General features: G+C 42.6%; 7 protein-coding genes and 1 pseudogene. 2 read left to right on the top strand and 6 right to left on the bottom strand.

All coding sequences use genetic code 11. The annotated features are described in order from the left end of the window. Window positions 1-73: 73 nt before the first annotated feature. Together D0T50_RS12075 and D0T50_RS12080 are read left to right on the top strand one after the other, a co-directional pair. Window positions 74-1,054: a lysylphosphatidylglycerol synthase transmembrane domain-containing protein gene (locus D0T50_RS12075; RefSeq protein ID WP_163223843.1), complete on the top strand. Its 981-nt coding sequence runs from the start codon at window positions 74-76 to the stop codon at window positions 1,052-1,054. Window positions 1,055-1,059: 5 nt separating this feature from the next. Further along, window positions 1,060-2,517 carry an aminoacyl-histidine dipeptidase gene (locus D0T50_RS12080; RefSeq protein WP_163223785.1) on the top strand — a complete coding sequence of 486 codons (1,458 nt, stop codon included), beginning with the start codon at window positions 1,060-1,062 and terminating at the stop codon, window positions 2,515-2,517. Between the two features lie 1,000 nt (window positions 2,518-3,517). Here the strand turns inward: D0T50_RS12080 and D0T50_RS12085 are convergent. From D0T50_RS12085 to D0T50_RS12110, 6 genes and pseudogenes are all read right to left on the bottom strand, one after another. Then, window positions 3,518-4,450: pseudogene (locus D0T50_RS12085) on the bottom strand (IS3 family transposase); the annotation flags it as partial. 17 nt (window positions 4,451-4,467) lie between these two features. Further along, a complete protein-coding gene (locus tag D0T50_RS12090) occupies window positions 4,468-4,827 on the bottom strand; it encodes a hypothetical protein (protein WP_163223786.1) in 360 nt (119 codons plus the stop codon). A gap of 64 nt (window positions 4,828-4,891) precedes the next feature. Continuing rightward, entirely contained in the window at window positions 4,892-5,995 is a 1,104-nt protein-coding gene (locus D0T50_RS12095) for a pectinesterase family protein (protein ID WP_370520910.1), read from the bottom strand. Window positions 5,996-6,194: 199 nt separating this feature from the next. After that, entirely contained in the window at window positions 6,195-7,814 is a 1,620-nt protein-coding gene (locus D0T50_RS12100) for a DUF5123 domain-containing protein (protein WP_163223787.1), read from the bottom strand. A gap of 13 nt (window positions 7,815-7,827) precedes the next feature. Then, window positions 7,828-9,966, bottom strand: a complete 2,139-nt coding sequence (locus D0T50_RS12105) for a RagB/SusD family nutrient uptake outer membrane protein (RefSeq protein ID WP_163223788.1) — start codon at window positions 9,964-9,966, stop codon at window positions 7,828-7,830. Window positions 9,967-9,977: 11 nt separating this feature from the next. Continuing rightward, on the bottom strand, window positions 9,978-13,235 hold the full coding sequence (locus D0T50_RS12110; protein WP_163223789.1) for a TonB-dependent receptor: 3,258 nt from the start codon (window positions 13,233-13,235) through the stop codon (window positions 9,978-9,980). Window positions 13,236-13,962 lie beyond the last annotated feature (727 nt).

Below are 13,962 nucleotides of genomic sequence, written 5' to 3' on the forward strand. Positions count from 1 at the left end.
TGAATTCCGTTAATTTTCCTTATGTTTGCAGTTGGCAAAGGTAACTTTTTTGCCGAAGATTATTAAACGAATGATGAAGAAACTGGTTAAAAACACTTTTAAGATAATTCTTCCGTTGCTTTTAGGGGTTTGTATACTGATTTGGCTCTATCGGGATTTTGATTTTTCAAAGGCAGGCAAAGTGCTATTTCATGAAATGAACTGGTGGTGGTTATTGCTTTCTTTGGTGTTTGGTGTGTTTAGCCATGTATTACGTGGTTGGCGCTGGAAACTGGCATTGGCTCCACTCGATGCTTATCCTAAAACAACGAACTGCGTTAACTCTATTTTCTTTTCTTACTTTACCAACTTACTCTTACCTCGTGTAGGAGAAATTTCCCGTTGCGGAGTTCTATCAAAATATGATGCGGTACCTTTCTCTAAATCATTGGGCACAGTCGTTACCGAACGGTTGATAGACTCTTTTTGTGTAGGGGTTATAACCATTGTGGCATTGCTGAGTCAAATGTCAGTGTTCGAGAAATTCTTCGATGAAACAGGTACCAATTTTACTTCGCTGCTGAGCATCTTTACATCCATGCAATTCTATATTGTATTGGTGTGTACCATTGGTGTGGGAGTGCTTATTTACTACCTGCTTCGCGCGCTTTCGTTCTTTGAGAAAGTAAAAGGTATTGCGCTAAACGTGTGGGAAGGGATTGTCTCGTTGAAGAAAGTGAAAAATAAGTTCTTATTTGCTTTTTATACATTCCTCATTTGGCTCTTCTATTTCTTGCAATTCTATCTCACGTTTTATAGCTTTGGCTTCAGTGCTCATTTGGGCGTTATGGCGGGATTGGTACTCTTTGTAGGAGGTAGTATTGCTGTTGTTGTACCTACTCCCAATGGAGCCGGGCCGTGGCATTTTGCTATTATCTCCATGATGATGCTCTATGGCGTAGACGCTACCGATGCCGGAATATTTGCATTAATAGTGCATGGTATACAAACATTTTTAGTAATTTTGTTGGGTATCTATGCTACAATAGCATTACCTATTATAAATAAAAAATAAAGTCTATGAAATCAATTCAAACGTTAGAACCTCAGAAAGTGTGGGGACATTTCTACTCGCTAACTCAAATCCCTCGTCCATCCGGACACATGGAACCTGTTACAGCATTTCTTATTCGATTCGGTAAAGATCTTGGACTCGAATCATTTGTAGATGAAATTGGCAACGTAATTATTCGTAAGCCTGCTTCTGCTGGCATGGAAGATCGCAGAGGTGTAGTATTGCAGGCACACATGGATATGGTTCCACAAAAGAACAACGATGTGGAGTTTGACTTTAAGAAAGATCCTATTCAAACATATATTGACGGAGATTGGGTACGTGCAAAAGGTACTACGCTCGGAGCTGATAACGGATTGGGTGTAGCTGCTATCATGGCAGTGCTTGAAGATAATACACTTAAGCACGGTCCTATCGAAGCACTTATCACCACCGATGAAGAAACCGGTATGGTAGGAGCTTTTGGCTTGAAACCCGGAACTATTACCGGTGATATATTATTAAATCTCGACTCGGAAGATGAAGGTGAACTATACATTGGCTGTGCAGGTGGAATAGATATAACCGCTACCCTTCAATACAAAGAAGTTGCACCCGAAGAGGGAGACGTTGCTTTTAAGGTTACTGTAAAAGGACTAAGAGGTGGTCACTCGGGTTTGGAAATAAACGAAGGACGAGCCAATGCCAATAAATTGCTGGCTCGTGTGGCTTACGAAGCTGTAGTTGAAGAAGAAGCTCGCTTAGCTTCTTGGAACTGTGGAAATATGCGCAACGCTATTCCTCGCGAAGGCGATATCACTCTTTGTTTGCCCGAAGAGAACAAGGAGTCATTCCTTGAAATGATTAAAGAAATGGGCGAAACTTTCAACGAAGAGTACAATGCCGTTGAAACACCCATCACACTAACTGCCGAACCAGTAGATATGCCTGCGTTGATGGTTCCCGAAGAGGTACAAGACGCATTGCTTTGCGCCATATACGGATGTCAGAATGGTGTGTGCCGCATGATTCCTACTGTGCCCGATACAGTAGAAACTTCATCTAATCTTGCAATTATTACTATAGAAGGTGGCGATGCAGCCATTCGAATCTTGGCTCGTAGTAGTAGCGACAGTATGAAGGATTACCTTGCTAAAAGCCTCGAAACTGTATTCCTCATGGCGGGAATGAAAGTGGAGTTCAGCGGAGCTTATTCGGGATGGCAACCCAATGTGGATTCTCCTATTTTAGCAGCAATGAAGGAGGCATATACCCAACAGTTTGGTACAGAGCCTGCCATAAAAGTAATTCATGCCGGATTAGAATGTGGTATCATTGGTGCTAATCAACCGGGACTGGATATGATTTCGTTCGGACCAACTTTGCGCTCGCCACACTCACCAGACGAGAGAGTGTTGATTCCTACCGTAACGAAATTCTATGATTTCCTTACGGCAACACTTGCCAATACGCCAAAGAAATAATAAACGTTATTTGTTTTTTATTAATATAGTGTATCGCCCGGGCTTCTGTCCGGGCGATTTTTTTAACCCAATAGCTTTATATACCCTCCAAATGCCGTTTTACGAAATAGGCCTTCACATTCACATATCGCTGTAAGGTTATGGTGGTGAGTAAGTTACGTGTGAAGACCCCTTGTTTTATCCTTCACAGGATCTTCACAGGCAATTTTCGACTGTTTTTGTACCAAGAAAACAGTCAGAAACGAGGTGAAAACCAGTCAGAAGTGAAGCAAAAACCAGTCAGAAAAAGAGATTGCTTAAAAGTGTGTGTTGTCAGCCATAGTTTCATTGATTGTCAGCCTATGGCTCATGACCCGTCAACCATAGGCTCATGACCCGTCAGCCATAGGCGGATGGTTCGTCAGCTTATGGCTCGTGACCGGTCAGGCTATGGCAGAATTAATTTCGCTGTGGTTTTGTTTCCCAACCAAAAATACGACTAATTTAAGTGAGAGTCAAAAACTGTTTTTCTCATTTGTTATTACCATGTTGAGAATTTATTCTCAACATGGCGAGTATTCGTTCTCAACAAGGCGAGTATTTGTTCTCAACGTGGTGAGAATTAGCTTAGTATTTGGAAATTCGAGGAAAAGTTTGTATGTTAACGTTTTTAGTTGACTACTTTCAGTCTTATTAATAGAGTTGGTTGACTCGGTTTATACTTAGTTATAAATAGGGTTGACCTTTTTCATTGCTTATTGATGAATTCGGTTTCCCCTGATGATTAGTTAGTTCACAAAAATAATCAAGAAAACCATTTGCTCCAAACAAATTATAAAAAACGCCGTAGAGGCTTGTTATCCTTCTGGAGGTGTAAATTCTCCAAAAAGCTTTCCGGGGTGTTCAATCAACTGTGTGCAGCATTATTTTCTTTAGCAAGAATACTCATCGGTCGGGGAGCGCCCTAGCGGCAAGGGGCGGGACCACCCGTCCCGACGAGCGGCAAAATTACCGTCTGACTTTAAGCTATTAATCCCGGCTCCTGCTTCCTCTTGATGGCTCTCTCACGATAACTGATCCATCTTTTCTTGAGTTCTCCCTCACCCAGGGCTGCCTGTAAGGGCGTCATTCCATCCAAACTCCAGTGCGGGCGTTCGTTATTATAGAATTCCACAGCTGCTTTCAGGGCAGCCTTTAGATCTGAGATTCGATAAAACTCCATCTCCTTAAGCAACTCGTTCTTGATTGTGTTGTTCACACGCTCGGCTACTGCATTATCCTTGGGATTACCACACTCTGTCATGCTTATGCGGATTTTACAATCTTTCAAGCGGGCCGTATAGTCATAACTGGCATATTGCACCCCACGGTCGGAGTGATGGATAAGACCTGAAAGATCTTTGCCACCATAATGGCTGATAGCCATTTCCAATGCCTCCCGGGTATATTTGGCCTCCAGTGTTTCGGCTACACTATATCCGATGATTTCTTTGGTGTAATAGTCCGTAACTAAGGAGAGGTAACAAAATACATATTCGTTCGTTGAAGGACGTATTCTCAGGAGCATATAGGTTATATCACTAACCATCAACTGGCAAGGATGATCCGGGATCAAGTCCTTGACAAGGTTGGGGTAAGTAGGTAGACCATGCCTGGAATCAGTGGTTACAACACGCCGTTTGCGCTTGCGTACTTTTAGCTTATAACGCTCCAGAATGTCATAAAAACGATTGTAGCCTACGCTATTTTCAGGACCGAACCGGTTACGGTACATCAGCCAGAGCTTATTACCACCAATGCCGGGATCTTTATGACGGACGGATTTGACAAATTCAATAACAAAAGCTTCCAAAGAGAGCTTTGACATCAATGTATCTACATGCTTGTAGTAGGCTTGTTTGCTTACACCAAGTAGACGACACATAGGGACAATGCCATAAAGCTTATTGTCCCTATTGTGAAGCCTACAAGCTACTTGGTGCCAACTTTTTTTAAGTCGATACCATAAACGTCCTTGCCAAAGGAGACCATCTCTTGGTAAAAATCAGCACGTAAGCGCTCCTCTGAAAGCTTTTTCTTCAAAGAAGAAATTTCATCCAGAAGCTTTTGATAGTCTTCGGGCTTAATGTCTTTACTGTGCTTCTTCATCATTGAGGACTCTAAAGGATTACTAACCTCAAAGGTACTGATTGCACGGTAAATACTAGAACGACTTAGACCTATTTTTCGGACTAAATCAGAGACACAAACGCCTTCCATTACATGAAGACGATAAATCTCACGAATTTGCAAATGAAAAGCGTGAGCATCATTGGACTTCTTTTCTTTCATTAGTTGACTCCTTAAAGAGTCAACCATATCTACAAAAAGACAGTTTGTATAAATTTGTGCGACTTCATGGCATAAACCTACGAGGATCCCAACCATCGGTTGCTTTAATAATATGCTCGTATGTGTAGTTCTCTGCCTCTTCTTTCGTAATGGTGGCGCGTGATGTGCCGAACTCTTTCCCTTTGTCTCTTCCTTGGTATTCTGTTTTGCGTTGGCTCAAATCCAATATATTGCCTTCTTTATCGCGACTGTTATACTCGGCAAATAGTCCGGGAATTGTTCCCATATTTGTCCATCCCTCCTCCGCAATAGGTACAAGCATCGTGGTATTGATGAATACCGCTTTGGGTGAGTGATGCCAAGGACGTCCGAGTTTTATATTGCCATCGGCTGCTTCTTCGTTGCCATCTACAAAGCAATCGCGAAATACGTAGCCATATTTGGCATCTTCTTTTTGGCAAGGAGCCACGATAACCGATCCGCGACGTACGTTGTAGAGTGTGCAGTGTTCAAACAAAGCATCTCCGCTGGCGTATATGTAGTCTACAGCGCCTTCTATGTAGCAATCTTTGGCATAATGACGATGCTCGTCAGTGCGAGTGGTCATCCATGTATCTTGAAATGAAATGAATTTGCAGTTGTAGAATGCGATGCGGTCGCCTAAAGATTTCATGGCTAACGCTTGCGGACCCGATTGGAATTCTTTACCGAAATCGTTTATATACGAAATGTTTTCGCTGTAGAAATCGGATGCATTAATAGTTACTACACTGCCTTCCATTTTATAGACTTTGCCATCGGGGTTGTGCACGGAGTATTCCCAGAATCGCTTTCCTTCGGGTGTCTCATCTTCGGCAGGCTTTCCACCTACATTCAGGGCATAGTGAATAATGGTTTCTTCCTTGTCTTGACCAATCAAATGGATGAAAGGTTTGTGTTCGGGAACTATAACCTGCTCTTGATACGATCCGTTTTTAACAAAGATACGCCATGGCGAGGTTAGGCTATCGGGAGCGGCATCTATTGCCGACTGAACGGTAGTGTATGCTCCGCTTCCGTCTTGTGCTACGGTGGCATGATAAGTTGGCTGTTGACTGGTCTGATTCTTGCACGCGAACAGAAATAGCATTGCCGCACACAAGGTTAGTAATTTTACTGATTGTGACATATGAATTAATTTAAGAGGAAATGTAAATAAAATCCTCTCTCTGACCCCTCCGAAGGAGGATGACCAACGGAAACTTCCGGGTAGATCACCATGCGGTTGAGACAAACCATTAATCGAACCGCATGGCGCCCTCCTTTGAAGGGGTAGAGAGAGGATGTACTAAAAACTAAACTTTTTACCTAAAACAACTATCTATTAATTATTCCCACCATCTTGGGTCACCAACCTTGTTGGCTCCGGCAAAACGAACACCTTCTTTAATGTGGAAGTCGCCACCACGTGGGTCTACAAATAGCTCTTCGCCACTCATAGCAACCTCGGTGATGTTGGTGAACTCATAATTACCCCATGTCCATTCATTAGTTTTGTAGCAACTGGTGAAGTCCATGTAGTATTGAGTTCCATAAACGGAGTTCAACACGGCATCGTTGTTTGTTCCGGTGATGATGTTGTTCGTCAATTGCGACCCCCCCGGAGCATTACGCCATCTGATGAACTTAGGCAAACCAGTGGTATAGTTACAGAAAGTAACATGATCCATGATAAACATATCGTGAACTCCCTGGATATCACCTACCTGGTCGCCAATTTCTCTCATGGTTGTATTAGTGATGGAGAACTTCTTCAAGCTCATGTTCTTGTTACCGGTATTGTAGAAACCATATCCGCTTACTGCCACATTAAATATGATACAATCATCAATGATAACTTCGTTTACATCGATAGCAGCACTTAAACGTACCAAACTACGTGAGATGTTGTTGATTTCACAACTCAGGAATCTTACGTTTTTGAAGTAACGCTCTGCATTGTCCACATTAAAGAAATATGCGGTAGCGTTTGTACGAGCATTGATGTTAATACTACTGAAGGTTATATCCTCTACTACTCCGTTTAGTCTTACTGCATGTAGGAAGAGTTTCGGTAATTCCTTTTCGGTAGAAGAACCAGCGAAGTATAAACTTTCAATACCGTCGGGTATATTAATCTGACCGATTTCATAGATACCATCATTAGGTAATAATGGGAATGAAAGTGTGAGATTCTTATTACCTAGTGCAACTTGGGCTGTCAGCAATTCATTTATATTGGTAGTTTCTTCTACTTCAATTAGCGAGCTACCTGCTTTACCTAATGTTACCCCTTTGAGGGAACCTCTGTTTTGATCATCGAGCATCAGTAAAATGTTATACCTGGTCCCTGATTCCAAACCTGTTAAGGTGGCAATACCTGCAGCTTGTTCGGCGCTAGTCAATGTCCTTGTTTTATAAACATTTTCTTCACCTTTGTCAATGCCATACAGGAACTTATTGATCGGTCTTTTTGCATCCCATTGTATAGTAACGTCATTAATACCAAACCGATGCCATGTCATTACTTGTTCTGCCGGCGTAGCAAAAGATAACTGAACATATCCGGTCTCGCGGTTGCTCTTATCAATAGCCTTCATACGAACAGAATAACGGGTAGTCCCTTTGAGGTCTTCAAACAGGGTGCGGTATTCTCTCTTTGTAGGTGCTTTATTGTCACTATAAACAGTCAATGTATCTGCCAGAATATCTACTGTGCGAACAATATTGTTGAACAACAAACTGTCGCCCTCGCTAAATTCAAATACATATTTACTGGCATCGAGTACTCCTTTGTATGTGATATAAATAGAAGTAGCCGAACCTGTTTTTGCCTCAAATCCCGTAGAACGGAAGGGCGCGTCGTAACTGGGGTCTACCGGCCAGTCGTTCGCATCGTCACTGCATGATATTATACATGCCGGGATGATGGCACATAGTATTAAGGTATATAATTTATGTAATTTCATAATCTTATTTGTTTTAGTATCCATAAGAATTTTTCAAGAAGCCTTTTGACTTCGTAATATCCTCGTAATAGATAGCATACAAGTGCCGGTAGTTACAAACGCCATTACCGCCGCCTGAACCTACTTTGTAGTTCTCGTATCTACTCTTGATAAGGTTACCATACTTCAACTGACTAAACAGGGTGTCGTAATTGTAAGATGCTCTTAGTCCTGATGCACAGATCAATATTCTACAATAGTACTCTATGGCATTTGTATTTTCGTTCTCGTAATTGGCTTCTGTATGCCAATACGCTAGAGGGAACCATTCTTTCTCACGATAGATGTTCGGGTCGGGGTTTCCGCCTGCTATGTTGGTATAGAAGTTTGCCGAGGAACGGTCTATCAATCTTGCATTGTAAGTATCACCTAAATCGAGCGGTGGACGACCTTCAAAGTATGTTTCGTCAGTGTACTTGTAATATACTGTTGTTGGTAATTGGCCTGCTACATAGGTCTTATCGAATATTCTAAAATCATTTGTACCATCAAGCATTTTAACTAATGCTTCTTTCATGTCTTCAATCTTCTTGTCTAACATACCCCAACGCACTAAGTCGAGTTTGCGGATACCTTCGCAACCAAATTCCCAAGCACGTTCGTGCATAATAGCTTCCATGAAGTCCGAATCATAGTTGGTGATTTCGGGCGAACCGGCACCGAATGCTCTTTCGCGAACTTTTTCCAAAGCAGCTGCAGCGCTTAATCCGCATACACTGTTTACAGAACTCTTGTTTCCTTCCAGGTTGTAGCGAGCCTCGGCAAACATCAGGTAAATATCCGAGTAACGCATCAAAATCCAGTTGATACCGGTTGGTACACGGCTGGTAGCCGTAAGACAGATGGCTCTGTACTGGTCTGATGTCCAGAAGAAGTTCCACTTGGCAAAGTTCAAGCTCAACGGATTATTTGTAATGTACTCTTCAATTGTATTTCCGTTGTCGCTGTTCTTTCCGAATTTTGTCCATGTAACTGCCGTATCACGGCGTTTGTCGTTTTCGCTGAATGAGTAGAAATAGTAAGCGTTTGTACTTGCATACGAACCACCAAAGCTACCACGATTACCCCAACCAAGGTCGCCATCTTGTGGTGAACCCATCAATGTACCGATATCACCGTTTTGTCCTACACCATTAGCACACTCAAACAAGTTTTCACCATGTGGGTTAACGCCCAAGCCGCATACTGTTTTCCAGATGTTGCTAAAGTCAGGGTCAAGACCATGTGGATTCTCTGGGTCACTAAGCAATTCCGCACATTGTTGTTCGGCAATTTTATAGTAATCTTTCCAGTTTTTAGGACGACCTACATAGTATCCACCCATTGCTTCCATACCCGGCAAATTGCCCGAGTACTCTTCTACATTACTCTTATCAGGAAATTGGTTGCCATCGCGCAATGACCAACCACCAGCAAAAAGAGCGATACGCGCCAACAAACCTTTTGCAAATCCTTTGCTTACGCGCTCTACTGTATAGTCGGCTACAGAGCCAATGTATGGCAGATATTCAATCGCTTCTTCCATATCGGCAATGATAACATTGTAGATACTGTCGCGGCTTATTTTATTCATGTAGACATTTTTCAAGTCCGAAGAAGAGGTTTCGCTCCGGAAAGGAACATCACCCCAGCGGCGTGCTAACTCAAAATAAGCCAATGAACGCATGACTAAGGCTTCGCCTAAGTAACGTTTCATAACGGCAGGTTTTGTCTTAATCAAATTGGAGTTACGGATACCTTCTACAGCAGTACTACCCAGTTCGGCAAGTTTAAAAAGATCTGTCCAAACGGTAGTGGTATTGTTGGAATTATCCCAGAAATTCTGTGCGGGAGTATCACCGCTGGCAGTCTTTAATGCATCGGAACTGGCAAAACCACTGGCGAACTCTATATCCGAGTTACCTTGCCAGTTTACCGACATCTTTTGTCCGTAAACGTTTGTTACGTTCAATTGCGAGTATACGCCCATAATGGCAGAACGGGTCATTCCTTCGTTGTTGAAAACGGTTTCGGATGTTTGCTTTGACGGCGACTCTGTATCCAGAAAGTCGTCACAGGCAGTAAATATCATTAAGCCTGCTGCAAGTACGAAATATTTAATATTCTTTTTCATCGTTATAACTATTAGAATGTGAGATTAAGCCCGAATATAAAGGTGCGAGCTTTAGGATATGCAGACAAGTCGGTACCGGGACGAAGTACACTGCCCGATGTGTCAACTTCGGGGTCTTGACCGGAATAATTTGTCCACACGTAGAGGTTATTTACTGTACCATATACACGTAGATTTTGTATGCCCGCGCGTTGTGTTAATTGTTTAGGCAATGTATAACCTATGGTAAGGTTGCTGAAACGTAGGAATGAACCATCCTCTACCGCCCAGTCGGTGGTAGCAGCGCCATTTGCTATGGGATGCCATATTTTAGCGTTTTGGTTCAGTTCTTCCAGCCTTTCGGGGTTGGCGTATTTACCATGATAGATATTGAATCCGGTCACGGGGTCAATAGTCGTGAAACGATTATCCAGATTCATAATGGTTGTCATGTTTTGATAACGTTTTGAACCTGTAAACGAGCTGTAGTCTATCTTATTGGCATTGAGTACGTCATTGCCATACGAGAAGTTGAACATCGCTGCTACGTCAAATCCTTTCCACTGTCCGTTGAGGCTGAAACCTCCGGTGAATTTTGGCTGTGTGCGACCTATTATGGTACGATCGTTGTCGGCATCAATTTTACCGTCGGGAGTTCCGTTTGCACCACCCAGGTCTTTCAATTTAATGTGTCCCGGACCAAAATAGTCGCCCGATGAAGTGTAGACACCTCTACAATCTGTTACGCCTTCTTTTAATTCCCACTTCTTTGTTCCATGATTGAAGGTAAAGTCATCGAATGAGTAATATCCGTCGGTTTTATATCCATAAATCAAACCAATTTCATCACCTACGAAGGTGCGGTAATTGTCACGTCCAAAGTCATTACCGGTTATACTATTGGAAGAGCTAATCAGTGGAGTCTTTTCTTCATCGCCATAAAGGAAGTCTACATTGTTCTTATTAAAGGCAATATTAAAGTTCACACCGAGGTAGTAATCTTTTCCTTGCAATGGTGTAGCGTCGATTGTTAATTCAAATCCTTTGTTGGTCGTTTGTCCCACGTTTTGGTATTGGTTAGCATAACCCGATGTGGAAGGTAGCTGAATTTGCAGAATCAGGTCTTTGGTTACATCATGGTATATCTCGGGGCTGATGTTGAGGCGGCTGCCAAACAAACTTATATCCAAACCTATGTTGGTAGAATATTTGGTTTCCCACGTAAGTTTCTCATTACGGAGCGTGGTGCTGGGTTGCAAGCTACTTTGAGGACTCTCACCCATATAGTACAGACTTTTGGATGATGTAACAGGCGAATAAGTCTGGCGCCAGTATGATCCAACGCGACTATTACCCGCGAGACCGTAACCGCCACGCAATTTCAGGTTGTCGAGCCATCCTCTGAAAGGCTCCATGAATGCTTCTTCCGAAATGCGCCATGCTGCCGAAGCTGCCGGGAAGAATCCCCATTTGTTGCCGGGAGCAAATACGTTTGTTCCATCATAACGTGCTGTGGCATCAATGATGTAACGGTCGCTGAAGTTGTAAGTTAAACGAGTGAAATAAGATTGAGTGCGGCTTGGCTCATCAACCGTTGTATAGGTTGGTTGTGGAGAACCGTCATTCCACATAGACAATACATTATCTATCGAATAGTCTACGGGGTAATAGTCCGAACTGATGTCCATCTTGTTCCTTTCGAGCGAGTTGAACTCAAATCCTACCAATGCAATTATGCTGTGTTTCTCAGAGAACGTTTTGTTGTAGTTTGCTGTGGCGCGGTATGTATAGCGAAAACCGTCTTGATACATACGTTTGGAAACAGGCATACCACCTTTCCCTGAGGCTTCACCGGTTTTGTTCAGGAATATATTGTCGGTTTTGTTGAAGATATAGTTATATGTACCTTCACCGCGAAGAACAAGACCTTTGATGGGTTGCCATGTTAATCCTACGTTGTACGAGTTAGTAAATTGCATTTGTTTCTTGTGCTCGTTGACAATGTTGTAGTAAGGGTCGTTCAGGTTATATAGAGCTGACGGGTCATATTCGTCACCCATATCGCCTTCGGTCTGGCTGTCGAGTGTATCAACATTGGGGAAACGAATGGCATCGCGCAGTTTGCGTCCGCTTGAAATGCTGGCGCCATCAATAACGGTACGGGTTAGTTTACTTTGGAAATCCAATTTCAACGCTTTGTTGAGGTGGCGGGTAAACTTCGCATTGATGTTATCGCGTGTATAGTTAGAACCAATCATGATGTAATCTTCATTGTCGCGAATGTAGCTCAGATTGTATGTCATCTTTTCGTCACCACCCATGATGCTCAACGTGTAGTTTTGCTTCACACCGGTGCGTCCGAAAAGCTCGTCTTGCCAGTCGGTACCTTTTACCGATTTATAGATGTCCACATCTTCCCAGCGACCATAACGATCGAAAAAGCCCGCGTTCTCTGTTGGGTCAAGCTCTTTCTGCATATATACATATTCGTAAGGAGACATAACCGGATAGTGGTTGTACATCTTACTGAAACCAAAAGAGGTATCGAAACTGATTTTTATCTTACCTGCTTTACCTGTTTTGGTAGTGATGAGGATTACCCCGTTAGCACCTTTAGCACCGTAGATAGCAGTAGAAGAAGCATCTTTCAATACGTCAATGCTCTCAATATCGCCCGGAGGAACATCATTGATGCTACTTACTTCGAAGCCATCAACAATGTAAAGTGGGTCATTATCTTGTGTAATAGAACCACCCCCGCGCACGCGAATGTTGATTGAAGCATCGGGCGAACCTTGGGTGGTCACTACGCTTACCCCTGCCAAGCGTCCGCTAATAGCTGCTGCTGCCGATGTTACAGGAATATCCTTCAGTGTGTTTGCTCCAATCGAAGCTACCGAACCGGTAAGGTCACCTCTTCGGCGCGAGCTATAACCAATTACCACCACTTCATCGATGGCTCTGGCATCATCTTGCAGGGTGATGTTCAATATTTTCCCGGCTACGGCGGTTACTTCTTGGTCTTTCATACCAAGATACGAAATTTTCAACTTGCTGTTTTGTGGTACATTCACGGTGAATTCACCATCAACGTTGGTGATTGTCCCGTTTCCGGGGTTGTCTTTCTGAACAACAGATGCACCAATTACAGGGTCACCGAATGTGTCCTTTACAACACCCTTTACAGAGATCTGTTGTGCATAAACATTCCATGAACCCAACATCAAAAATGAGAGCAACAGTAAAATTGATCTACTCTTACTCATTTTGTCTTGTTTCTTTGTTTTCATTAATATTACGATTTGTTTGCTATTAGTATTCCAACTCTTTGTGGAGTCAAAAAAGTGTTTCTCACATGAGGCGTATTGTGGTTTTTAACCGATACGCCTTTTCGTTTTTTTTTTAGGAGGAGTTGTACGAATTGTTTCTCATAGGGTTAATGTTATAATTAGTGTTTTCGGGATAACATATATCGCTGTTATGCAGACAAAGGTAAATGGCTCAGCTGACTTTGTTTTGCACAAATTAACGTCTTACGTACACTTTTTGAGAAAGGATAAAAAAGTAACAGGTGGTCGAAAAATACACAAACGGGGAGAAAATTATACTTTTTGGTCGAAAACACAGGTAGAGAATTTCATAGGCACTTTGATTGATACTGTATTAAATTTATGCCTGTAGCTTGCTTTGATAAATCTTTTTACCGTTTTCGCTTTTCGCGGATTGATGAATTTATGTCAATAAGATAGCAGAATGTGCCAGTGTGTTCGTCAATACGCCTACGTTGCTTTCTTTTGCGATTCTCACCATCCGAAATCTGTTCTGTTCGAGCAATGCAAAAGTGCCTCTATAAGCCTTCTGGAAGGGGTGTGTTTGAAACAAAATGCGCCTATGGATCAACAGTCTTCTGCTTATGGCTCGAACTCCCTCATCCATAGTCTCATGCATCAAGAGCCATAGGCGGAGAGGGAAAAAAGCACTGGCTTGTGAGAGGTAATGAACTGAGTTTTGAATCTC

Source organism: Bacteroides sp. 214 (genome assembly GCF_010501015.1).
Lineage (GTDB): Bacteria > Bacteroidota > Bacteroidia > Bacteroidales > Bacteroidaceae > Bacteroides.